The sequence below is a fragment of the Mesoterricola sp. MK458 genome (assembly GCF_055384935.1).
In genome coordinates, this window is the sequence record NZ_AP045075.1 from 3,528,439 (window position 1) to 3,552,135 (window position 23,697).

Here is a 23,697-nt window from a genome sequence, read left to right on the forward strand (position 1 = left end):
ATGGGAGATGCATTATGAAAATCGGCTTTGCTAGCGATCATGCAGGTTATGACCTCAAGGAGCGCCTGAAGGCGTGGGCCTTGGCCCAGGGACACGAGGCGGTGGACTTTGGAACCTATGGCCATGCCTCTGTGGATTATCCGGATTTCGCGCACCGGGCTGCGGAAGGAATGGATTCGTGGGAACGCCTTGTGCTGGTCTGCGGGTCCGGCATCGGCATCAGCATTGCAGCCAACCGCCACAGGGGCATCCGTTGCGCCCTGGTGACTTCACCTGAGCACGCCAGGCTGGCCAGGATGCACAACGACGCAAACGCCATCGCTTTCGGCCAGCGGCTGACGGATCCGCTTCAAGCTGAATACTACCTCAAAACCTTCCTGGAAACCCCCTTTGAAGGGGGCAGGCACGAATTTCGGGTGAAAAAGATCGAGCCGGGAGTCTAGCGCGATGAGAATGCCAGAAGAATCAAGGCCATTGAAGCTGGAGACGGGCGTCCAGCTCCATGCGGAAGGCTCCTGTCTCGTCCGGCTGGGGAACACCCACGTGCTCTGTTCCGCGAGCCTCGAAGATCGCGTGCCGGAGTGGATGCGGGGCCGGGGCAAGGGCTGGATCACCTCCGAGTACGGGATGCTGCCCCGGGCCACGCACACGCGCTCGGCGCGGGAGGCCGCCAAGGGCAAGCAGCAGGGCCGGACCGTGGAGATCCAGCGCCTCATCGGCCGCAGCCTCCGGCAGGCGGTGGACCTCGCGGCGCTGGGCGAGGTGCAGCTCACCCTGGACTGCGACGTGGTCAACGCCGACGGCGGGACCCGCTGCGCGTCCATCACCGGCGCCTGGGTGGCCCTGGCCCTGGCCCTGAAGGCCAGGGGCCTGGAGAAGGCACTAATCCATCAGGTGGCGGCGGTGAGCGTGGGTATCCTGGAAGGGTGCCCCGGCCTGCGCCAGGGGCTCATCCTGGACCTGGAATACGAGGAGGACCACCGTGCCGCGGTGGATTGCAACCTGGTGGCCTCGCGGCCCACGGGGGCCGAGAGCGAACTGGCCGTGGTGGAATTCCAGTCCACCGGGGAGGGTCGCAGCTTCAGCAGGCTCGAGGCCACGTCCCTCCTGGACCTGGGGCTGAAGGGATGCGCGGCGCTCATGGAAGCCCAGCGCAAGGCCGTCCTCGCGGGATGAGGCTCGGCGCGGCGTTCCTGGCGCCCGCCCTGGCTTTCGCCCAGGGGGCGATCGAAGTCAAGGTGGTGCCCCCCGACATGGTCTTCACGTTCTCGCCGAAGGTGGAGATCCCCGGGCGTCCGAAGGTGGCCCTGGTGCTCAGCGGCGGCGGCGCCCGGGGCGTCGCCCACATCGGCGTGGTCGAGCGCATGGAGGAGGTGGGCGTGCCCGTGGACAGCATCACGGGCACCAGCGCCGGGTCCCTCATGGGGGCCCTCATGGCCGGGGGCTTCTCCGGGCGCGAGATCGAGGAGCTGTTCACCCGGGTGGACTTCAACCGGTCCTTCCTGGATCCCCTGGGGCGCACCCTGGGCCGGACCCTGCAGGAGGACGAGGCCGAGAACGGCACGCTCATGTCGCTGCGCCTGGAGGCCGGGGTGCCTTCCTTCGCCCTCGCCCTGCGGGAGGGAGTCGAGATCCGCAAGACCCTGGAAGGCCTCATGACCCGCGCCGACTACTTCTCCGGGGGGGACTACGACCGGCTCAAGCACCCCCTGCGCGTGGTGGCCACGAACCTGGAGACGGGCCGGGGCAAGGTGTTCGACCGGGGCGACCTGGTGGAGGTGCTCCGGGCCTCCATGGCCGTGCCCGGGGCGTTCCGGCCCGTGGTGATCGACGGACAGCCTTACGTGGACGGGGCCCTGGTGGAGAACCTCCCGGTCTTCATCGCCCGGGGTATCTTCCGGCCCGACGTGGTGCTCGCGGTGGACGTGAGCATGCCCTTCCAGAAGGCCTCGGTGACGAATTTCTTCTCGCTGGCCGCGCGCAGCCTCGACCTGGTGGTGGAACGCCGGCAGTGGGAGAGCCGGGCCGCGGCGACGGTGCTGGTGAGGCCCGAGCTCCGCACCACCGACTTCCTGGAGTACGGGAGCCAGTTGCCCTCCATGATCCAGGCGGGCCGGGACGCCTTCGACGCCAGCCTTCCCGCCCTGAGGGAGGCGATCCTGGGCCTCGAGGGGACAGGGGACCTGCTGCCCGTTTCGGCGGTGGCCGTCAACACGGTGCGCCCCCTGGAGACCGCCGCGACGGCCATGCTGGGCCGGGCCCTCCCCCCGGGCAGGCCGGTGCACCGCCAGGACGTGCAGGTGGCCCTGCAGCAGCTGCTGCTCCACGGCTGGGCCCGGGACGCCACGGCCAGGGTGGATGGCGGCACGCTGCACATCGACGTCACGCCCTTCGGACGCATCCGCTCGGTCTCGGTCCAGGGGAGCCCGCGCCTGGTGCGGACCCTGGAGAATCCGGCCCGGGCGCAGTTCGCCCTGGGCGAGCCCTTCAACCCCGAGACCTTCGGCACGTTCCTCAGCGGCTTCGTGCACCGCCTTGTCACGGAAGGCACCCCCCTGGTGGACGTCCGGGGCTCGGGCTTCGACGAGGCCACCGGCGAGCTGCTCATCGTGGTCCACGAACCCGCCATCCGGGAGGTCGTGGTGCGGGACGCGCGGGCCGACTACGAGTCCCGCTACCTCCAGCGCCTCCTGGCCCACGCGCGGGGCGGCATCGTCCACACGACGCGGCTTCGCAACGACATCGACCTGGCCGAGCGAAGGCTCCACCTGTCCGAGCTGCGGGCCCAGATCCGGCCCGCTCCGGGCACCCCGGACGCCGTGCTGGAGCTGACGCCCGTGCACCACAAGGCCATGGCGGTCGACCTGAGCCTGGGCTACGAGACCACCCTGGGCGCGGCCACGGGCATCAACTACCGCACCGAGAACTTCGGCGGGTTCGGGGTGGAAGGGGAGCTCTCGGGGGCGCGGAACCGGCTCCAGCAGACGGGTTCCCTGGCCCTGCAGGGGCCGGTCTTCCTGGCCTTCCCCGGGTTCGCCATGGAATTCTGGGCCTCGGCGTTCCGCCAGCGTCTCGAACGGGCCCCGGACTATCCCTCAGCCGAACTGGCCCTGGGCGCCGCGGGCGCCGTGGTGTCCACCCAGGACCTGGGCGTGGGCGGCTACGTGCGGTACGGCAACATGGGCACGGGCAAGATGGGCCTGGCCACCACCTGGAGGGAAGCCTCCCGCGCGTGGGAGGGCACGCGGGTGCTGCGCCACCAGCGCACCCTGGAACTCTCCACGGAATGGGACAACTTCGACCGGCACACCTTCCCCAGGGAGGGCCTGCTCCTGAGGGGCCGCTACGCCCTCGGGGAGTGCCTCGCGGACCAGCTGCCCGCGAGCACCTTCCGCTTCGGCTACATGCGGGCGCGCGGCATCACCACCTTCGGCTCGGCCCGCGCCAGCGCGAACCTGGGGCTGGACCTGGACCTGGAGTGGGGCTACGGCCGGAACCTTCCCCTGGACCGGTTCTGGAACCTGGGCGGCCCGTCCTTCCTGGTGGGATCCCAGGCCCTGGGCCTCCAGGCGCCGGGCTTCGCGGTGGCCAAGCTCGGGATCCCCCTGCGCATGGCGGGGCCCTTCGGCCTTTCCTTCCAGGTGGTGCCCCGCCTGGACTACGCGGTCGCCGCGGGCAGCTCCCGGGACCTGTTCCGGGACCGGCGCCTGATGGGCACCGGCGCCCTGGTGCGCACCATCTTCGCGCGGTTCTACGTGGAGCTGAGCTACGGGTTCCTTCGTTCGTACCAGCCGGGATCGGGGTGGGGACCCTCCTCGGGGTCGTTCAACGCCCTCATCGGCACCCAGCCCTTCGACATCTGGAAGCGGTGATGGACCGGACGCTGGCGTCGATCCTGGCCCGGGAGCAGCGGGCCTACCTGGCCCGGCGCCGGGGGGCGTGGGGCGGGCACCTGGAGGCCGCCCGGGCTTTCCTGGGCCAGGGCCTGAAGGAAGCGCAAGGTCCCGCCCTCGTCCTGGGCGCGGGGTCGGGGCTGGAGGTGCCCTGGGCCCTGGCGCCCCCGGGCACCGTGGGGTGGGACGCGGATCCATGGAGCCGCATCCTCACCTTCCTGCGCCATCGGCGCTGGGCCCCGTGGGTCTTCCAGGACCTCACGGGGGGCATGGAGGCGTTGCGGACCACGGCCCTCAGGACCGCCCGCCAGCCCTGGTCGGGGCGGGTGCGGGTCACCCGGGCCGCCTCGCGGCGCCTGGCCGGCCTCCTGGGCTCCCTGGATCCGGCGGCCGGGTCCCTGCGGGCCTGGATCGCCGAGCATCGGCCCGCCACGATCCTGTCGGCCAACGTGATGGGCCAGTTCGGCGTCCTGGCCCAGAGGGCGGTGGAGGAGGCCTTCCGCGGCGCCAGCCCCTGGAACGACGAGGAGGATCCCCTGGACGCCGCGCTGCGGGCCTGGACGGCCCGGGCGGTGGCCGCCTTCCTGGAGGTCCTCGCGGAAAGCGGCGCGGATCTCTGGCTCCTGCATGACCGGGGCGTCCTCTTCGGCGAAGCGCCCTTCCGCCTGGGTCCCCTGGCCGAACCCTGGACCTCGCAACTGGAAGCGGACCTGCCGCTGGAGGCGGAGGACCCGCTGTGCGGGGTCGACGTGGCGGGGGCCTTCCGGGGGCGGTCCGTGGAAGGTCATCAGCGGTGGGTGTGGCCGGTGGCGCCGGGGCAGGTCCACGTGATGGAGGCCCTCCGAATCCGTCCCGCCGCCATGGTTCTGGGGCGCGTTCCTGGGGCATAATCCAGGGAAGGGAAGTCTCTCACGGGTCCATATGGCTGATTTTCGACGTCTCCTCCTCGGCCGCCGTCTGGCAAGTGACGAGAGCCACCACAACCGGATCAGCAATCCGATCGCCCTTGCGGTGTTCTCCTCCGACGCCCTGTCTTCGGTGGCCTACGCCACGCAGGAGATCATGGCTTCCCTTTCCACCGCCCTGGGCCACGGGGGCGCCGTGGCCGCGGGAGCCGCGGCGGCGGCCATCTTCGGTCTGTCGGTCCCCGTGGCCATGGGCATCACGGCCCTCCTGGTCATCCTGGCCTTCAGCTACCGCCAGACCGTCCTCGCCTACCCCACCGGCGGCGGCGCCTACCTTGTGGCCAAGGACAATCTGGGCGAGATGGCGGCGCAGACGGCGGGCGCGTCCCTCCTGGTGGACTACATCCTTACGGTGGCCGTGTCCGTCTCCTCCGGCATCGCGGCGATCACCGCCGCCGTGCCGGCGCTTCAGGGTTACAACGTTTCCCTGACGCTCCTGGCCATCGGCTTCATCGCCACGGCCAACCTCAGGGGCGTGAAGGAGAGCGGCATGCTGTTCTCCATCCCGACCTACGGATTCCTCATCTCGATCATGGGCATGCTCGCCATCGGCGCCGTGCGGTGGATCCTGAGCCCCGACGTCGCGCCGGCGCAGGTGGAGGCCGCCACCCACCAGGCGCCGCGGCTGGCCGGCCTCGCTTTCGTGTGGGTCTTCATGCGCGCCTACTCCGCGGGCTGCACCGCGCTCACGGGGGTCGAAGCCATTTCCGACGGGGTGGCCGTGTTCCGGGAGCCGTCCGGCAAGAACGCCGCCATGACGCTGACCTGGATGGTCTTCCTCCTGGGAACCATGTTCATGGGCATTACGCTCCTCAGCCACCATTTCGGCATCACCTACCGCCACAGCCCGGACCCCACGATGGTGCAGGAGACCCTGCTCTCCAACCTCTCGAGGCAGGTGCTCGGCACCGGCGGGGTGCTGGTGACCCTGCCCGCGAAGATCTACTACTACGTGCTCCAGGGCTTTACCTTCGCCATTCTCGTGGTGGCCGCCAACACCGCCTACGCCGACTTCCCGAGGCTGGCGGCGATCCAGGCCAAGGACGGCTTCCTGCCCAACCAGTTCACCAGCATGGGCGACCGGCTCGTGTTCTCCAACGGCATCCTCATCCTTTCGGTGCTGGCGGGGGGCCTGGTGGTGCTGTTCCACGCCAACACCGACGTGCTCCTGCCCCTGTACGCCCTCGGGGTGTTCCTGGGGTTCACCATCAGCCAGTCCGGCATGGTGGTCCGCTGGTACCGCAAGCGAGGCCCGCACTGGAAGTTCAAGCTCGCGGTGAACGGCGTGGGCGCCTGCGCCGCGGGCATCGTGATGCTGGACATCGCGGTGACCAAGTTCGCGGGGGGCGCCTGGATCGTCACCGTCCTGGTGCCGATCCTGGTCATGACCTTCTTCAACATCCACCGCCACTACATCCGGGTGAAGTCGACCCTGGCCGCGAGCCGCACCGACGCCTTCCTCCCGTCCAAGCATCATGCCATCGTCCTGATCTCGGGCCTGCACGCGGGCACGGTGCAGGCGCTCTCCTACGCACGCCTCATCTCGGGGGACCGGGTGGAGGCGCTCACCGTGGACCTGGGCTCGGACGGCTTCCACGAGAGCCCCGCCATCCAGAAGCTGCGCGCGGACTGGTCCTACTACGGCATGGGCGTCCCCCTGCGCAGCGTGCCCAGCCCCTACCGCAAGGTGGTCGAGCCGATCCTGGAGGAGGTCAAGCGCTTCAGGCTCGCGGAACCCGAGGTGTGCCTGACCATGATCCTGCCGGAGTACGTCACGTCCAAATGGTGGCAGCGGCTCCTCCACAACCAGATGGCCTTCCGGATCAAGGCCTCGCTGATGCTGGTGCCCGGGGTGATCGTGACGTCGGTTCGCATGCATCTCCCCGACTAGCCGGCCTACCGCATCCTCGCATACGGCATCTGCTGGATCTCCCTGCCCGAGAGCAGCTCGGCGAGGGTGCGGTGGTCGGGGGTCAGCACCATGCACAGGAAGGACAGGGGGAAGGCGGTGGCCGAGACGAGGTACAGGAGGGAGAAGGCCATGCGGCGTTCCGGCTGGTCCGTGTCCACGGCCAGGCGCAGGATTCCCATCATGGGGGACTGCCCCACCAGGACCAGGGGCACCATGAGGAAGGCCCAGGAAAGGGTCGCGTGCACCACCAGGAGGTACCCCCAGAACTCGCCGTAGAGCCGCGAGGGCCCTGCGCCCGAGGCGAGGCACGCCACCAGGACCAGGAAGGCGTTGAGCGTCGCAAGGGCGGCGAACTCGGCGGCCTCCATCCTCACCACGGGCCAGAAGGCATCCAGGAGATCCAGTTCATGGGTGGGACGGGCGGGAAGCTCGGGCAGGGCCGGTGAGGCGTCGGACAGGGCCTCCATGGGTTCGGATAGGGTCAGGGGCTCCACCCGGCCCAGGGCGGGCACGGAAATGCCCAGGCGTTCCTCCCGGGGCTGGGCCACGGCGCCGGAGAGGGCGCTGGCCTGGAAGAGGAGAGGCCGGGGCAGGGGGCGGCGCGCCACGGGCAGGCCGCACACCGGGCACTCCTGGGCCAGGGGCATGATGCGCGTATGGCAGCTGGGGCACGGGGGGCGGGTCACGGCTTCAGCCCAGGAGGGGGATCCAGGCGGACCGGGTGGCCTTCCCCATGGCCTGGATCTCGTCCAGGAGGCGGAGCCTGGCGGCCCAGGTGCGGTCCTGGGGGAACATGGCCCGGCCCTGTTTCAGGAGCTCCCGGGCCTCGTTGAAATGCTCGCCGGTGGCCTTGATCTGGACCAGGGCCAGGTAGATCGTGCGGGCCCGGGCCCTGAGCTCGGGATCGTCGGGGTTCCTGCGGAGCTGGTCGCCCACGGCGTTGCGGGCCGATTCCAGGTCGCCGTCCTTGATGCTGCGGTCCAGGTCCTTCTCCGACCCCACGGGGGGCACCGCGGCCATGCGCCCGCGGGCGCGCCCCAGGAGCTGGGCGGCGGTGGCGTCGCCGGGGTCCAGCCGAAGGAGCTCCTGGGCCCGGAAGTAGGCGGTGAGGGGATCATCGGTGAGGGCGTGCGTGCACTCGCTGCGGATCTCCTCCGGGGTCTCCCCGAGGTTGACGACCTGGGACCGCCGGGCGACGGGGGCCATGGCGGTGGCCTTGGCGGCGGCCACGGCATCCGTGAGGGCGGCGTTGCGCTGGAAATGGCGGTAGCCGAGCAGGGCCAGCACCAGCAGGACGGCGCCGCCGCCGGCCAGGGTGACGCGGGAGGGGCTGTCCAGCCACCGCGGAAGGGCGTGGTCACCCAGGAAGGCGGGCAATTTCAGGCCGCCGCGGGAGGGCGCCTTGACCGTCAGCGCCCGGGGCGGGTCCACGGGGGCCGGGGAGGGGACGGGGGCCGGAACCGGCACGGCCGGAGCCACCTCCCGGGCGCCGAGGACGGACCGGGCCTGCTGGTAGCCATGGAGGACCCGGGCATCCCGGGAACCGGCTTCCATGAGGCGCTGGAACGCGAAGGCGGCCTCCTCGAATTGCTGGTTGCGCAGCAGGTTCTCGGCGGCGAGGACCCTGGGCTCAAGGGGATCGGACGGCGCGGCGGCCCTGGGAGGGGGTTCCGCCCTGGGCGGGGCGCTGGCCGGGGAGGCCTGTTCCTGGTCGCGGCGGGCCATCTCCAGGTAGCCGAGGGCGTCGCGATGCCCCGGTTCCAGCGCGAGGGCCTGCCGCCACTTCTCCATGGCCTCTTCCGCCATGCCCATGTCATAGATCTGGACCCCTTCGCGCACGAGCCTTTCCGCGTGGGAGGTCTCGTCGTCTCCGCCGACCGGAACCTCCCGGGGGGAGGCGGCAGACGGGGCGGGGCGGGCGCCGCCGGCCACGGGCGCAAGGCCCAGGTCCCTGCGGGCGTCGTTGGCGTAGGCCTGGGCGAGGGTGTTGCGGGGATCCATGGCGAGGATGCGTTCCCACTTCTTCAGTGCGTCCTCAACCTGGCCCATGTCGTACAGGGTGCAGCCGTCCCGGAGAAGCTTGTCGATCTCGTCCGGGGCTCCGGGCGCCGGCGGGGCTTCCGGGGGCGGCGGGGGCGGGGCGCTCTCCACTTCGAGCTTGCGCCGGGCCCCGTCCAGGTAGCCCTTGGCCAGGGCGTTGTCCGGGTCCTGGCGCAGTACCAGCTCCCAGGTGGTGATGGCCTTGGCGATGAGCCCGGCGTCGTAGAGGGCGCATCCGGCGTCCAGCAGGCTGTTCACCTCGGGGCTGGGGGGCGTGAGGGTCTGGCGGTCGGCTGCGGGCTCGGGGGCCGCGCGCAGCCCGTCCTGGGTGGCCCGGGCGTCGAAGTGCGCCTTGACCTTGTACAGCCCGGCGCGGGCCTCTTCGCTGCCGGGGTCGCGCTTCAGGATGGCCTGCCAGATCTGGCCGGCCTTCACGATGTCGCCGGCCTCGAACAGGGCCCTGGCCTGGTGGAGGTAGGGTTCGAAGGGCGAGGCCACGGTCAGTCCAGTCCGATGATGTTGGTGTCCCGGATGAGCAGCATGAAGGTGCTCCTGCCGCAGGAGAACTCCTGGCGGTCGGCGAGCTTGGTGGGGCCGGCGATGGCGGCGCCGCCCACGAAGGTGCCGTTGGTGGAATCCAGGTCGGTGAGCCAGGCGGTGCCGTCGGGGTGGATCTCGATGCGCGCGTGGCGCCGGGAGATCTCGGGATCGCTGATCACCACGTCCCCCTCCTCCCGGCCGATGACGGTCAGGGGGGTATCCAGCACCCGCACGGTGGAGGCGAAGGGTCCGGTGAGGAAGGCCAGGGTGAACCGCAGCCCGGAGGGCATGCCGTCGTTCTTCAGGTTCGTGAGGTCCATCATGGCGTCCCGGCCCTTGCGGCGGCTGGTTTCGGTGGCCTTGGGCGGGGGCTCGGGCGGGGCCGGGGGAAGGGGCCTGGGCGTGGGCTGCACGGGCGGGAGTTCCGGCGCCAGGGTCGGGTTCATGACCTCGAAGGTCTCGCCGCACTTCGGGCACCGGAAGCGCTTGGACTGCGCCCCCAGGAAGCGCTCTTCCCCGTACTGGAACCGGGATGCACAGGATGGGCAGATGACGATCATGAATTCCCCAGGAATGCCAAGGCCAATTCTACTTCCTTCTGGTTGCAAAAAAGCTGAACTCGTCCTTGATGGGGATGCCCGGTGGCAGTTTGAAGCCGGTGACGGCCGCCGGAAGGGGCTGGTTCGTGACCAGGGGCCCCAGTTCCAGGAGCCAGGAATCCCCCCCGCGCTCCACCCAGTTCACCTGCCGGGGCAGGTAGGTTTCCTTGTCGACCCAGATGAGCAGCACCTGCATCCGCTTCCTCACGGAGGTGCTCCGGGGCTCGAGGGTGAGCAGGATGGACCCCGGCACGCCCTTGCCGTCCCCGGCCGAGATCCGGAAATAGTCCGAAAGGTAGGAAAGCCGCTGGCCCAGGCCCAGGAATTTGCGGTTGGCGTTCCGGATGATTCCGATCTTGAGGAGCTCGGCGGCGCCCTCCGCGGGGCTGTACGAGATGAGCGCCTTGGGGGTCAGGTGCAGGATCAGGTCCTCGGGCGGGGCGAAGCTGAAATGGACGAAGTCCGATTCCTGCAGGTAGAGGGTGCCCCGCGTCACGGTGGGAGTCCTGAGCATGGCCCGGCGGATCGTGAGGCTGAAGGGGGCCTGGAGGGTGGCGACCCTGGCCTGGGCGGCGTCGAAGCGCGCCACCACTTCCTGGACCGAGGGCTGCGCCGCGAGGGGCAGGAGCGCCAGGGCGACGAAGGCGGCCTTCCGGAAGAGCCCGCCCATCAGTTCACCATGAGGGTCGCGCCCTTGAGGGGCTTGTCCTGGCCGGCCTGGAAGCCCACCGCCAGGAACATCCGGGCGGTGCGCATCTGGAGGGTCACGCCCAGGCGGGTCACGCTGGCGTCGCCGATCTTCCGGCGCTCGCCGCCCACCAGGAAGATCACCGAGGGGCTCACCTGGTAGCGCAGGGAGGCCGAGCTGGACTGCTGTTTGACCGGGAAGGGCATGCGCATGGTGGCATTGATGTCGCTCTCGAGGGTGAGCTGGGTGTTGGCGCCCAGGTCGAGCTGCAGGGCGCCCCGGTACTGCGGGTTCATCGTCACGTCCCAGAGCCGCTTGCCGTTGAGCTGGTCGACGGTGACGCCCACGCGCAGGCCCTGGGCCAGCTCGGTGGTGAAGCCCGCGTCCAGGGCCACCATGAGGGACTTCCGGTCGGTGTCGGACTGGCCCAGGGCGAGCTCGTCCGCGGTGTAGCGGAAGGGGAAGGCGCCGCCGGGGGCGAAGGTGTAGACGCCCGGGGGGAGCTGGTTCAGGTAGGGGGTCTTCACGCCCAGGGACCACTGCTCGACGCGCAGGTTGAAGCCGGCCGCGGTCCCGGCGGTCAGGGCCCCGCCGCCGAAATGGACCCGGTTCACGATGGCCCGGCGGCCATCCACGTACGAGGCGTTGTTCTGCAGGGCGGACCCGCTGGACAGATGGGCGGGGTCCAGGTCGGGCTGGGCCGTGGCCGTGTGGAACTCCTCGCGGGTGAACCCGAAGTTGGTGGCGTCCCGGGATCCTGTGATGCCGTAGGCCCGGGTGCGCTGGACCCAGGGTGCGTCCTTGAGCTTGCCCAGGGCGGCGGTCACCACCGCGGCGTCCGCGGAGGTGGTGTCCTGGAACAGGCTCCGGTTGTCCTGGGCCCGCTGGTCGCCGTCCACGTAGGTGAGGTACCAGCCCGCGGAGGCGCGGTCGAAGCGCGCGGGGTTCCCCAGGGGATTGATGCCCTCGGAGAAGACCTTGGAACCGCCGAAGGCGGGCGCGTCGTTGAACAGGGGTGTCTGGGCCGCCAGGGGCAGGACGGCGGCGGTGACGGCCAGGGCCGTCCGGGTGAGGAATCGGGGGGTTGTCATGGAATCATCCTCCGCTCAATGTCCAGGGTCCGCAACCAGGAGAGGCGACGTCTGGCTCGCCACGTGCAGCGCCGTCCCCGTGCCTTCCAGGATCCCGCCGGCGGTGAACCGGGCCAGTTCGGGATCGTTGTTCTGCTCGCTGAGATGGGCCAGGACCACGGTGCGCAGGCGGCTGGAGAGCACGCGGCCCAGGAGCTCGGCCATGGACTCGTTGCTGAGATGCCCCACCCGGCTCAGGATCCGGGCCTTGAGCACGGCGGGGTACCCGCCCTCCCGGAGCATCTGCACGTCGTGGTTGGCCTCCAGCACCAGGAGGTCGAGGCCCCTGCAGTGGTCCTCCACCAGGGCGGTGGGGTGGCCCAGGTCCGTGACCACCGCCGCGCAGACGCCCCCGGCCTCGATGCGGTAGGCCACGGAGTCCGCCGCGTCGTGGGGCGTGGTGAAGGGCAGGACGGTCAAACCGTTCCAGGACGCGGCCTCGCCCGCGCGGAGGGGGATCCACCGGGACCGGGGGATCTCGATGCCCTGGATGGCCTGGATCCGCGCGAGGGTCTCGGGGGTGGCGAGGATGTCCCAGTCCGTGTTGCGCAGCAGGACGGGAAGGGCCGCGATGTGGTCCGAGTGCTCGTGGGTGATGGCGACCCCGCGCACCTGACCCGGGTCCCAGCCCACCTCCGCCAGGCGCAGCCGGATCTGCTTGAGGGAGATTCCGGCGTCCACCAGAAGGGTTTCCGGGCCCTGCGAGAAGGCGTGGCAGTTCCCCTTGGAGCCCGAGGCGAGCGAGGCGTAGCGCATTCCCCAGGATAACCTGCGCCGGGGGTTGCAGGGATTTCCCTCCATGGTGCTACACTTATCGATATCAAATGACGAATCCCGCACCCGACATCCCCATCCAGTCACGCCTCGCGGAAGCCTACAGGGACCTTCCCGAGGCGATGCGACGGATCGCTGATGTCCTCATGTCCGACCACCTCCTCGGGGCCCTGTGGGGCATCGAGTCCATGGCCCAGCGCGCCAACGTGAGCGTGGGGACCGTGGTCCGCTTCGCCAAGCGCCTGGATTACAAGGGCTTCAGCGAATTCCGGGATGCCCTCCGCCTGGCCTGCCATGAGCGGAGCGGGGATTCGGAACTCGAGCTGCTGGAGGCCCCCACCGACATCTACGGCGCCCTGGCCGAGGTGGCCCGGCGGGACGGCGAGAACCTCAACCGCCTCATCCAGGTGGTGGACCACACCACCCTGGAGACGGCCGTGGCGATGATCACCCAGGCCCGGCACCGCGTGATCGTGGGCCGGGGCGTCTCCCACGTCATGAGCCTGATCCTGGCCTTCTATCTCACCCAGGCGGGGCTGCCCTGCATCGCCGCCATCCCTTCGGACTTCTCCAACCAGGTTGCCAACCTGGGCGAGCACGACCTGATGATCGTCCTCAGCTTCATGCCCTACAGCCGGGAGACCGTGGACTCCGCCGTCTTCGCCAAGGCCTCGGGCGTGCCCGTCCTGGCCTTCTCCGACCGCGCCGATTCCCCCCTGGCCCCCTACGCCGACATCCTGATCCCCGTGCCCAGCGAGGACCTCCTGTTCAGCTGCAGCGTCACCACGTTCTCCGCCCTGGCCCACGCCTTCGCCATCGTGGCCGCCAGCCAGGACCAGTCGGGCACCCTGCACCGCCTGAAGGCCGCGGACAAGGTGGCCCAGCCGCTGTTCGTGGACCACTGGCTGCCGATGCGCCCGGGCGCGTTCAAGGCCGAGCGCAAGGGGTAGGGACCGCCAAGCCCGTGTCAATCCGGATGGATCGGTCCCTGCCGGTCGCGGAGGGACAGCCCCGGCCTGCCCGCGAGCACGGCCTGCACCTCGCTGATCATGGAGAGGGCGATGAGTTCAGGCGATTCGGCCCCGATGTCCAGGCCCGCGGGGGCGTGCAGGACGGACCGGGCGGCTTCCGTCAGGGGGCCGTCCTCGGCCTGCAGTTCCCGAACCATCCGCGCGCTTCGCGTGCGGTTGCCCTGGAGGCCCAGGTAGCCCAGGGGCGCCTTCAGGAGCGCGGCCAGGGCGGCCTTGTCGGCCTCGTACACGTGGCTCACCACCAGGGCCGCGGTGCGGGTGTCGAAGGGGATGCCGGCGAGGGATTCCGGGGGATGCCCCACCACGATGCGATCGGCCTCGGGGAAACGCCCGGCGGTGGCCAGGCCGGGGCGGTGGTCGGCCAGGCCCAGGAACCAGCCCAGTTCCCGTCCCAGGCGGAACAGGGGCATGGCGTGCTCCCCGGCCCCGTAGATCCACAGGGCCACGGGCGGGACCACGGGTTCCAGGAGGAGATCGGCCTCCCCGCCTTCCAGCCGGAGGGTGCGGGCCTCGGCGGAGGGAATGGGGGTCCGGAGCGGGGCCTCCAGGGCGGACGGGACCGGTTGGAGGGGGCGTCCGTCCTCGAAGACGAAGCGGTCCCCGGGGGAAATGGGCACCTCGCCCCGGACCCCGAAGACCGTGGCCAGAAGGCCGGACTTCCGGTCCCGCACGAGCCGCTCGCAGTGCTCCAGCCAGGGCGGCACATGCCCCGGCTCCACCCGCTCCAGGAGCACCTCGGCCCGGCCCGCACAGCCCATGCCGGTGCCCCAGATGAGGTCGATCTCGCTGCCCAGGTCGAAGGTGACCAGCAGGGGGGTGCGGCCCTCCAGCACGGCCGCCACCCGCTCCTTCACGTCGGTCTCCATGCAGCCCGCGCTGATGCCGCCCTGCTGGAGGCCTCCGGGGCGGAAGACCATCCGCGCCCCGGGCTTGCGGTACGAACTTCCCCTGGTGCGCACCAGGGTGGCCAGGGCCGAGGGCTCCGGAAGGGTTCGCAGCCCGGCGGCGATCTCCCCGAACCCCCGCATGGCTAGAAACGGTCCCAGAGCTTCACGGCCAGTTCGCGGCTCTTCGCGGCCAGGGCGGCCTCGTCCAGGCCGTTGGCCAGGACCTTGCCCTCCATGAGGATCCGGCCCGCGCAGATAGTGGTGTCCACCGTCGCCTGGGAGATGCCGAAGACCAGGTGGCCCAGGACCGTGTTGCCGTCCAGGGGCGTGGGGGCGTGGTAGTCCACGAGGATGACGTCCGCGGCGGCGCCTTCCTCCAGCGTGCCCAGGGGGAATCCCCAGAGCTGCGTGGCCAGTTCGGGGTTCCGGGTGAACAGGGTGCCCGCGATCTCCATGAAGGCGCAGGTGGGGTTCTCCTGCCGCAGGTGCTGGGCCCACATGGCCACGCGGATCTCCTCCAGCATGTTCACGGTCATGGCGTCCGTGCCCAGGCCCACCCGCACGCCCCGGCGCACCAGGCCCAGGACGTCGGCGATGCCGACGGCGTTGTTGAGGTTGGACTGGGGGTTGTGGGCCACGAAGGTGTCCGTGGAGGCCAGGATCTCCTGGTCGGCCTCGGTGGCGTGGACGCAGTGGGCGGCGATGCTGCCCTTGCCCAGGAGGCCGTGGGCGGCCAGGCGCGCCACGGAGGTCTGGCCGTGGTGGTCGAGGTTGAACGCCACGTCCGAGGCGGCCTCGGCCACGTGCACGTGGAAGCCCACCCCCGCCTCCCGGCCCATGGCGGCGGCGCGGTCCAGGGTCCTGTCGGAGAGGGTGAAGGCGGCGTGAAGGCCGAAGAGGGCGCGCAGGTGGGGGTCCTTCTCCTCGGCGCAGCGCCGGGCGAAGGCCGCGTTCTCCTCCAGGCCCGCATCGGTCACGGCCTGGCCGTCCCGGTCGGAGACCTCGTAGCACAGGCAGGCCCGCACGCCGCTGCGGCGCACGGCGCTGGCGATGCGGTCCAGGGAACCGGTGGCCGCGAAGGGGCTGGCGTGGTGGTCCACCAGGGTGGTGGTGCCCTTGCGCACGGCGTCGGCGAGGATCACCTCGGCGCTCACCTCCACGTCGTCCAGGGAGAGCTTGCGGTCCAGGCGCCACCAGAGGTTGTCGAGCACCTCCTGGAAGTTGGCGCTGGGGGCGGCCTTGCCCAGGCCCCGCACGAGGGTGGAGTAGAAGTGCATGTGGGCGTTCACCAGGCCGGGCATGACGACCTTGCCGGTGGCGTCCAGGGTGCGGTCGAAGGGTCCGGGGATGGACGCCTTCGGCGCGATGCGGGCAATGCGCCCGTCTTCGATGAGGACGGCCTGGCCCTCCAGTACCTTGCAGGGATTGCCGAAGGTGATGACGGGGGCGCCGTGAATGAGGATTCGCATGGGAACGTTCCTGATACCGGGTTCAAGGGAAAGGCCGGTGACGGGTGGTGATGATATCACCCGTCACCGGCCCAAACAGGGGAAGCCTAGGACCGGGCCACTTCCTGGTTGAACTTCTCGATGAGCTTGTCGAAGGCCGCGGCCTCCTCCGTGAAGAGCTGGCGCCAGTACTCGGGATCCCACTGGGCGCAGATCTCCTCGTAGGTCTTGCCCTGCTGCTCGACCCAGGTGTAGTACTTCAGGTTGTGGATGGCCTTCTTTTCGGGGAAGGTGAGCTCCTTGAAGTGGTCCACGCCCTGGCGCTCGAGGCTGCCGATCCGCGTGGTGGCGGCGTCGACGGCGGTGAAGGCGCCGTGCTCCGTGGTCTGCTCCTCCAGGCGGGAGCGGTACATCTCCACGCTGTCGGTGAAGATCGTGAAGATCACGTCGTTCTCGTCCAGCTCCCAGTACTTGGCGGCCTTGATGGCGGCCAGCATGTTGCAGACGCCGCTGATGCCCAGCAGGCCCAGCTTCTTGATGACGTCCTGGCTGATGCCCAGGCCGGCCAGGTGCTTCTGGCCCTCGGGCTCGTTGAAGAGCCGGAGGATGCGCATGCAGTCCTCGTCGTCGATGGCGGCGACGGCGTCCGTGTTGCGGACGTTGTGGACCCAGGGCACGTGCTTGTCGCCGATGCCCTCGATGCGGTGGTCGCCGAAGCCGTTCATGAGCAGGGTGGGGCACTGCCAGGCTTCCGTGGCGATGACCTTGGCGCCGGGGTGGTGGGCCTTGAGGTAATCGCCCGCCGCGATGGTGCCGGCGCTGCCGGTGGCGCTGACGTAGGCCGCCAGGCGCGTGGCGGGCGTCTTGATGCCGTTGAACACGTCCTCCATGGCCGGGCCCGTGACGTTGTAGTGCCACACGGGATTCCCGAACTCCTCGAACTGGTTGAAGATCATGTGGATGGGATCATTCTTCAGCTCCCAGCACTTGTCGTAGATCTCCTTGACGTTGCTCTCGCAGCCGGGGGTCGCGATGACTTCCGAGCCGATCTCCGCCAGCCAGGTGAAGCGTTCCTGGCTCATGTTCTCGGGGAGGATGGCCACCGCGGTGCAGCCCAGCACGGCCGAGTCGAAGGCGCCGCCGCGGCAGTAGTTGCCCGTGGAGGGCCACACGGCCTTGTGCTTGTCGGGGTCGAACTCGCCGCTCACGAGCCGGGGCACGAGGCAGGCGAAGGCCGCGCCCACCTTGTGGGCGCCGGTGGGGAAGTACTTGCCGACCAGGCCGATGATGCGGGCCTTGACGCCGGTGATCTCCCGGGGGATCTCCAGGTGGTTGGGACCGCCGAACAGGCCGGTCTCATGGTCGTTCTTCCAGGTGATGCGGAAGAGGTTGGCGGGATCCACGTCCCACAGGCCCACGTTCTTCAGGCGGGCCTTGACGGACTCGGGGGCGGTCTCGGGGTGGCGCATCTGGGCGAAGGTGGGGATGATGATGCCCCGGTCCTTGCACCGCTTGGCGGTGCGCTTCACGACTTCTTCGTTGTAGGTTTTGACGATTCTGGACATGGGTGACTCCTCTGGGACCTACAGGTGAAGGGCCTGGGCGCGGTTGACGATGTGCTCGAGCTTGGCTCCGGGATCCTTCAGGCGCGTGAGGAACATGAGGGCGCTGATGATGAAGGGCTTGTAGGCAGCTTCCTGGTAGGTGGGGATGCGGTACTGTTCGAAGACCTCCGCGGAGACCTCGCCGGCCTTGCAGCTCACGTCGGTGATGTCGGCGGGCAGGCAGTGCATGTAGAGCGCCTTCTTGTCGGCGGTGCGGTCCATCATCTTGCGGGTGCACTCCCAGTCGGTGTGCTTGGCGTTGTTGGCCAGGCACTCCTTTTCCAGTTCGCGCAGCCCTTCCTTGTCCGAGTTCTTGAGCATCTCGGTGCGGCGCTCCATGACCTGGTAGGGGGCCCAGCTCTTGGGGTAGACGATGTCGGCGCCGTCGAAGGCCTCTTCCATGCTGTTGGTGACGGTGAACTTGCCGCCGGACTTCGCGGCCTGCCGGCCGGCGAGGTCCACCACGTCGGAAATGAGGCCGTAGCCCTCGGGGTGGGCCAGGCGCACGTCCATGCCGAAGCGGGACATGAGGCCGATGATGCCCTGGGGGACGGACAGGGGCTTGCCGTAGCTGGGGGAGTAGGCCCAGGTCATGGCGATCTTCTTGCCCTTGAGGTTCTCGAGGCTGCCGAAGTGCTGGCGCAGCCAGGCCAGGTCGGCCAGGGACTGGGTGGGGTGGTCGATGTCGCACTGGAGGTTGACGATGCTGGGCCGGCGGTGGAGCACGCCGCGCTCGGTGCCGTCGGTGAGGGCGTCGCCCACTTCCTTCATGTAGGTGTGGCCCTCGCCCAGGAACATGTCATCGCGGATGCCGATGACTTCCGTCAGGAAGCTGATCATGTTGGCGGTCTCGCGCACGGTCTCGCCGTGGGCGACCTGGCTCTTCTGCTCGTCCAGGTCGGACAGGCCCAGGCCCATGGCGTTGGCGGCGCTGGCGAAGCTGAAGCGGGTGCGGGTGGAGTTGTCGCGGAAGATGGAGATGGCCAGGCCCGTGTCGAAGGCCTTGTAGGAATGGCCGGCCTTGTGAAGCTGCTTGAGGGTGTCGGCCAGGGTGACGATGGCCCGGATCTCCTCCTCGGGATGCTCCCAGGTGAGGAGGAAGTCCTTGTGGAAGAGGTCCGTCTTCAGGCCCTGGAAGGCGCGCAGGTTCTCGGTGATGGTGGGGGTCGCGGTCATGGGGATCCTCCTTGAGGAATCAGTTGAAAGGAAGCGTTTCGGGATCGGGCTGGAGGGGGACCCCCAGGGGACGGTCGGGTTCCAGCAGGCGCCCATCCTGGACCCGGGGGACGCCCCGGAGCAGTACTGAACGGAGATGCAGCTTCGTGGTGAAGCCCGGGAACGGTTCGAAGGTGGGGACGCCCGTGGAGCGCACGGGACGCTCGGGACCCTGCGGGTCGAGGACCACGATGTCGGCGTCCATGCCGGGCAGGATGGCCCCCTTGCGGTGCGCGACCCCCGCCCTCAGGGCGGGATTGAGGGCGAGGTGCGTGGCCAGGCCCAGGGCGGAGCGGTCGGGATCATCCTCCCAGATCTTCCAGGTGACGTGGGGCAGGGCGCCCAGGCCGGGCATGCCGTTGGGGACCTGCCGCAGGTCCTTGCCGTTCCAGCTGTCCTTGTCCTCGGGGCGGAAGGCGCAATGGTCCGTGGCGACCATGTCGAAGGCGCCTTCCCGGGCCAGCGCCCGGAAGGCGTCGCGATGCCCGCGCAGCGGCGGGGAGCAGAGCCAGTGGTGGCCGTCGGGACGTTCCAGGAACGTGTCGTCCAGGTAGAGATACTGGGGGCAGGTCTCCATGGTGACGTCGCCCTCGCCCTTGGCGGCCACGATGGCGCGGGCCCCTTCCAGGGTGGAGACGTGCACGACGTGCAGGGAGGCGCCCTTGGCCACGGCCAGGGCCGTCACCCGCCGGATGGCCTCCACTTCGGCCTCTTCGGACCGGAGCCGCGTGTGGGAGACGGCCTTGGAGAGATCCAGGGCCGAAGGCTCCACGTGGGCGATGATGTCGTCATCCTCGCAGTGCACCATGAAGGTCGCACCCAGCGGCGCCAGGCGCTCGAAGAGTTCGCCCAGGTCCTGGTAGCTCACGTAGAGACCCGCGGGCCGGTACGTGGTGTAGAGCTTGAGGGTGCGGTATCCGGCCTCCAGCAGCGCGGCCAGGAAGCGCAGGTCGCCGGGGCCGAAGGAGGTGGGCGTGAGGTGCCAGAGCACGTCCCCGTGGCAGTGGTCGAGGGCCTTGGCGCGGGCGGCGGCCATGGCCTGGCGCAGCGTCTGGCCTTCGGCCTGGGTCACGAACGTGCACAGAGTGGTGATCCCGTTGAGCAGGGCCTCCCGGGTCGCGGTCTCGTAGCTGTCGGCCAGGTAGAAGCGGCCGATGTGGTCGTCCACGTGGGTGTGGAAGTCCATGAACCCGGGCAGCACGTAGCAGCCCGCGGCGTCGAGGTCCCGGTCGGCGGGGCCCACCTGGCCGACGGCCTTGACCAGACCGTCCTCCACGAGGACATCGGCCTTCACGAGGGTGTCGCCCTGGGCCACGCGGCCGTTTCGGATGGCGAGCTTCATCGGGGTACGGACTCCAGCCGGGGTTCGATGGCGGGGGGGATGGAGATGCGGGACAGGGGGGCCTCGACGTCCTTCAGGCCATTGCCCGTGGCAAGGATAACCGCGCGTGCGCCAGAGGGAAGAGCCTTTGCGCCCCCCTGGAGCTTGACCAGCCCGGCATGGGCGGTGGCGCCGGCGGGTTCCGTGAAGATCCCGGTGCGGGCGGCCAGGGCGGCCTGGGCGGAAAGGATCTCATCGTCCGTGACGGTGAGGGTGAGGCCGCCGCTCTCCAGGATGGCCCTGCGCGCCCCGTGGGCGTTGCTGGGGCAGGTCACGGAGATGGAATCGGCCCGGGTGGTGGGGTTGGCCGCGTCGGAATAGACGCCGGTCTCCACGTACCGGTGGATGGCGTCCGAGGATTCCGCCTGCACGCCGATGAGGCGGGGGAGGCGGTCGATGAGGCCGGCCCGCTTGAGGTCCACGAAGGCCTTGTGCACGCCGCCGATGATGACCCCGTCCCCCACGGACACGAAGATCGCGTCGGGGACCCGGAAGCCCGCCTGCGCCCAGATCTCCAGGCCCACGGTCTTCTTGCCCTCGAGGGTCAGCGGGTGGTACGCCGTGTTGCGGTTCAGGCCGCCGAGCTTGTCGGTGTATTCCAGGGAGAGCCGGAAGGCGTCGTCATAGGTGCCCTTCACGGGCACGACGGTCGCCCCGTAGAGGACCATCTGCACCAGCTTGGCCTTGGGGGCCTTCTCCGGCACGAAGATGAGGGCCCGGGTGCCGCTGGACGCGCACACCGCGGCCAGCGCCGAGGCGGCGTTGCCGGTGGAGGCGGCCACGATGAGGTCGATGCCCAGCCGCCGGGCCTCGGCGACCACCAGGAAGGACGCGCGGTCCTTGAGGCTGCCGGAGGGGTTGAGGCCGTCGTTCTTGACCCAGAGCTCGCCCAGGCCCAGTTCCTCGCCCAGGCTCGCCACCCGTGCCATGGGGGTGCCGCCCACGGGCAGGGGCGGATGGAACTCCGTCTCCACGGGGCAGAAGAGGTTCCAGTCCGGGCGGGTCCGGTCGAAGGCGGCGGCGATGGCGTCGTAGTCGAAGACCGCCTCCAGAACCCCCTTGAGGGGGATGCCGGGGCGGTAGGACTTCCCGCACTCCGGGCACAGGTAGCGGACCTCGTCGCGGGAATAGGTTCTGCCGCAGTCCGTGCACCGGTAGCTGAATGGGGTCATGGCGGTGGTCCTGGAGGAAAACGCGCGGGGGCGAACCCCCGCGCGGCGTTGGGGTCGGGTTCTAGAAGTGGTATTCCACGGAGAACTGGAAGGCGGTGGTCCTGGGGTTCACGACCTGGCCGGCGGGGGTGGAGGCGGGGGTGTCGTTGGTGGGATCGCCGAACTTGTTGTCCCAGTACTGCATGCCGGGGCCCATCTGGAAGGTGCCCTTCTTGGCGCCGAAAACGGGGCTCACGTCGAACATCCAGTGGAGGTTCGCGAGGGTCTCGGGCTTGGTCTCCACGTAGGAGCCGTCACGGCCCTTGGCGCCGGTGTAGGTGGCGAAGCCCTTGACGGTGGTGTTGACCTTGCCCAGGGGGACGTTGATGCCCCAGGCGGCGGCGATCTGGTAGGTGGGATCGAAGGTCACGTCCATGGCGCCCTGCGGGTTGAAGGTGCCGAAGGAGTTGTGGTTCTTCTCCTTGTAGTAGAGGAGGGCGACGTTGAGGAAGCCGGGAACGTTGAAGGCCAACTGGGGACCGGCCATGAGCTTGTATACGGCGGGGGCGAAGCGGGTGTTCTTGGCGGCGTAGTCGAAACCGAAGGTGAACTCGACGTCCCGCACGGGGCCGAAGGCGGTCTTGGTGTTGAAGAGCTTGCTGAAGTTCAGGGTGTGCTTGTAGGTGGCGTAGACTTCGTGCGCGCCGCCGGAGGTGCCGGGGCCTTCGGAATTGGCAGGATCGTTGCTGTCGGACTGGATGAGGTCCACGTTGAAGAAGTTGCCGCCGTAGGCGTAGCCGGAGACGTGGTTCAGGGCCACGTAGGTCTTGGCGATGGAGACGGCGATTCCGGGCTCCTTGTATTGGCTGCCCCGGCGGATGGCGATGGACGTGTCGCTCCAGTTGGCGGCGCTGGCGGGGGTGGCGAGGGCGAGGATGCCCAGGGCGGCGAGCGTGAGCTTCTTCATTCGTGTTCTCCTTGGTTTGGGCCGGGCTGAAACAGCGTGGCCACATGAGTTGGGGGGGAAACTTGAAGAAATGATGACCTGAAAGTCCTCTTTTGGGTGCTCAGGCTTCGCTTGCCTTGGAGGCGGTGATGGATTCCTCGTTCGCCTCGTCGCGGCGTTTGAGTTGGTTGAAGAACAGGTTGAGCGCGACAGCAACGAGGGAGGCCAGGAGAATTCCGCTGCCGAGGAGGGGCTCGAGGGGTTTCGGCATTTCCTGGAAGAACCGGTCGGCCACCATGGGGATCATGCCGAATCCGATGCTGATGGCCACGATGTAGAGGTCGTTCCGGTGCTTCTGGAAGTCGATCCCGCCCAGGATGCGGATCCCCGTGGCGGCCACCATGCCGAACATCACGATGCCCGCGCCGCCCAGGACGTAGAGGGGCACCGAAGCCACCACGAAGGCCAGCTTCGGAATGAGCCCCAGGGACAGGAGGATCGCCCCGCCGGCCACGCACACGAACCGGCTGCGCACGCCCGTGACGCCCACCAGGCCCACGTTCTGGGAGAAGGAGGTGTAGGGGAAGGTGTTGAAGACGCCGCCGATGAGCGTGCCCAGGCCGTCCACGCGGAGGCCGTCGGAGAGCTCCTTCTGCCCCACGGGCTTGCCGGTGATCTCGGAGAGCGCCAGGAACATGCCCAGGGACTCGATCATCACCACCACCATCACCAGGCACATGGTGAGCACGGCGCCGAAGTGGAAGGTGGGCCAGCCGAACTGGAAGGGCCTGACGACGGCGAACCAGGGCTGGGCGCCGATGTTGGCGAAGCTCACGCGGCCCAGGGCGATGCAGATGACCATGCCCAGGATGATCCCGGCGAGGACCGCGATGTTGGCGAAGAACCCCCGCACGAACCGGATGATGAGCAGGATGGTCGCGAGCACCGTGGCGGCGATGGCCAGGTTGCCCAGGGAGCCGTAGCCCGGGATCCCCGGGTGGGGCCCGCCGGCGGCCCAGTTGATGCCGATCTTCATCAGGGAGATGCCAATGACCGAGATGATGCTGCCCGTCACCACCGGCGGGAACAGGGGCAGCAGCCAGCTCACCACGGGTGCGATGAGGATGCCGAAGAGGCCCGCGACGATGACCGCGCCGAAGATGCCCGTGATCCCGATGCCCGGGTTGGTGGCCATGACGACCATGGGGCTCACCGCGGCGAAGGTCACGCCCATCATCACGGGCATGCGGATGCCGAAGCGCCCGATGCCCAGCGCCTGGATGAGGGTGGCGACGCCGCACGCGAAGAGGTCGGCGTTGATGAGCATGGCCAGCTGCTCCTTGGGGAGCCTGAGCGCGCCGCCGACGATGAGGGGAACAGCCACGGCGCCCGCGTACATCACGAGCACGTGCTGGATCCCCAGGAGCGAGAGCCTGCCCAGCGGCAGGACCTCGTCTACGGGATGGACCGCAGGATTGTTGCTCATTTCAAAC

General features: G+C 69.4%; 20 protein-coding genes. 6 read left to right on the plus strand and 14 right to left on the minus strand.

The window, feature by feature from the left end; translation table 11 throughout:
• The first annotated feature begins 14 nt into the window (after positions 1–14).
• The 5 genes from ACZ5LB_RS15425 to ACZ5LB_RS15445 are packed head-to-tail and all read left to right on the plus strand — an operon-like array spanning position 15 to position 6,749.
• Positions 15–443 carry an RpiB/LacA/LacB family sugar-phosphate isomerase gene (locus tag ACZ5LB_RS15425; protein WP_464603097.1) on the plus strand — a complete coding sequence of 143 codons (429 nt, stop codon included), beginning with the start codon at positions 15–17 and terminating at the stop codon, positions 441–443.
• A gap of 4 nt (positions 444–447) precedes the next feature.
• Positions 448–1,176, plus strand: coding sequence for a ribonuclease PH (rph, locus tag ACZ5LB_RS15430; protein WP_464603098.1), 729 nt, complete (start codon positions 448–450; stop codon positions 1,174–1,176).
• A complete protein-coding gene (locus tag ACZ5LB_RS15435) occupies positions 1,173–3,872 on the plus strand; it encodes a patatin-like phospholipase family protein (RefSeq protein WP_464603099.1) in 2,700 nt (899 codons plus the stop codon). The genes rph and ACZ5LB_RS15435 overlap by 4 nt, the downstream gene beginning before the upstream one ends.
• On the plus strand, positions 3,872–4,783 hold the full coding sequence (locus ACZ5LB_RS15440; RefSeq protein WP_464603100.1) for a hypothetical protein: 912 nt from the start codon (positions 3,872–3,874) through the stop codon (positions 4,781–4,783). Before ACZ5LB_RS15435 ends, ACZ5LB_RS15440 begins: the two co-directional genes overlap by 1 nt.
• A 31-nt stretch (positions 4,784–4,814) precedes the next feature.
• A complete protein-coding gene (locus ACZ5LB_RS15445) occupies positions 4,815–6,749 on the plus strand; it encodes an APC family permease (RefSeq protein WP_464603101.1) in 1,935 nt (644 codons plus the stop codon).
• Between the two features lie 5 nt (positions 6,750–6,754).
• Here the strand turns inward: ACZ5LB_RS15445 and ACZ5LB_RS15450 are convergent, their stop codons facing one another.
• Genes ACZ5LB_RS15450 through ACZ5LB_RS15475 form a run of 6 tightly spaced genes read right to left on the minus strand, consistent with a single transcriptional unit; the run spans position 6,755 to position 12,523 of the window.
• Positions 6,755–7,456: a hypothetical protein gene (locus ACZ5LB_RS15450; protein WP_464603102.1), complete on the minus strand. Its 702-nt coding sequence runs from the start codon at positions 7,454–7,456 to the stop codon at positions 6,755–6,757.
• A 4-nt stretch (positions 7,457–7,460) separates the two neighbouring features.
• Complete coding sequence (locus tag ACZ5LB_RS15455) at positions 7,461–9,308, minus strand: tetratricopeptide repeat protein (RefSeq protein ID WP_464603103.1); 1,848 nt, start codon at positions 9,306–9,308, stop codon at positions 7,461–7,463.
• 2 nt (positions 9,309–9,310) lie between these two features.
• Entirely contained in the window at positions 9,311–9,910 is a 600-nt protein-coding gene (locus ACZ5LB_RS15460) for an FHA domain-containing protein (protein ID WP_464603104.1), read from the minus strand.
• A 28-nt stretch (positions 9,911–9,938) separates the two neighbouring features.
• Positions 9,939–10,619, minus strand: a complete 681-nt coding sequence (locus ACZ5LB_RS15465; RefSeq protein ID WP_464603105.1) for a LolA family protein — start codon at positions 10,617–10,619, stop codon at positions 9,939–9,941.
• A complete protein-coding gene (locus ACZ5LB_RS15470) occupies positions 10,619–11,728 on the minus strand; it encodes a hypothetical protein (RefSeq protein ID WP_464603106.1) in 1,110 nt (369 codons plus the stop codon). The genes ACZ5LB_RS15465 and ACZ5LB_RS15470 overlap by 1 nt, the downstream gene beginning before the upstream one ends.
• Before the next feature lie 15 nt (positions 11,729–11,743).
• The gene (locus ACZ5LB_RS15475; RefSeq protein ID WP_464603107.1) at positions 11,744–12,523 is read right to left on the minus strand and encodes an MBL fold metallo-hydrolase; all 780 of its coding nucleotides are present in this window, start codon (positions 12,521–12,523) and stop codon (positions 11,744–11,746) included.
• A gap of 68 nt (positions 12,524–12,591) precedes the next feature.
• Here ACZ5LB_RS15475 and ACZ5LB_RS15480 point away from each other — a divergent pair, with 68 nt between their 5' ends.
• Entirely contained in the window at positions 12,592–13,491 is a 900-nt protein-coding gene (locus ACZ5LB_RS15480) for a MurR/RpiR family transcriptional regulator (RefSeq protein WP_464603108.1), read from the plus strand.
• A gap of 17 nt (positions 13,492–13,508) precedes the next feature.
• Here ACZ5LB_RS15480 and ACZ5LB_RS15485 read toward each other — a convergent pair whose 3' ends face one another.
• The 8 genes from ACZ5LB_RS15485 to ACZ5LB_RS15520 form a co-directional block, all read right to left on the minus strand.
• Complete coding sequence (locus ACZ5LB_RS15485) at positions 13,509–14,600, minus strand: XdhC family protein (protein ID WP_464603109.1); 1,092 nt, start codon at positions 14,598–14,600, stop codon at positions 13,509–13,511.
• Positions 14,601–14,602: 2 nt separating this feature from the next.
• Complete coding sequence (gene ssnA, locus ACZ5LB_RS15490; RefSeq protein WP_464603110.1) at positions 14,603–15,928, minus strand: putative aminohydrolase SsnA; 1,326 nt, start codon at positions 15,926–15,928, stop codon at positions 14,603–14,605.
• 86 nt (positions 15,929–16,014) lie between these two features.
• Positions 16,015–17,472: a pyridoxal-phosphate dependent enzyme gene (locus tag ACZ5LB_RS15495; RefSeq protein ID WP_464603111.1), complete on the minus strand. Its 1,458-nt coding sequence runs from the start codon at positions 17,470–17,472 to the stop codon at positions 16,015–16,017.
• 18 nt (positions 17,473–17,490) lie between these two features.
• A complete protein-coding gene (gene ygeW, locus ACZ5LB_RS15500) occupies positions 17,491–18,687 on the minus strand; it encodes a knotted carbamoyltransferase YgeW (RefSeq protein WP_464603112.1) in 1,197 nt (398 codons plus the stop codon).
• Positions 18,688–18,706: 19 nt separating this feature from the next.
• The gene (locus ACZ5LB_RS15505; protein WP_464603114.1) at positions 18,707–20,068 is read right to left on the minus strand and encodes an amidohydrolase family protein; all 1,362 of its coding nucleotides are present in this window, start codon (positions 20,066–20,068) and stop codon (positions 18,707–18,709) included.
• Positions 20,065–21,279, minus strand: a complete 1,215-nt coding sequence (thrC, locus tag ACZ5LB_RS15510) for a threonine synthase (RefSeq protein WP_464603115.1) — start codon at positions 21,277–21,279, stop codon at positions 20,065–20,067. Before thrC ends, ACZ5LB_RS15505 begins: the two co-directional genes overlap by 4 nt.
• 61 nt (positions 21,280–21,340) lie before the next feature.
• Positions 21,341–22,225 (minus strand): hypothetical protein, encoded by an 885-nt coding sequence (locus tag ACZ5LB_RS15515; protein ID WP_464603116.1) that lies wholly within the window; start codon positions 22,223–22,225, stop codon positions 21,341–21,343.
• A 100-nt stretch (positions 22,226–22,325) separates the two neighbouring features.
• Entirely contained in the window at positions 22,326–23,690 is a 1,365-nt protein-coding gene (locus ACZ5LB_RS15520; protein ID WP_464603117.1) for a nucleobase:cation symporter-2 family protein, read from the minus strand.
• Between the last annotated feature and the right edge of the window lie 7 nt (positions 23,691–23,697).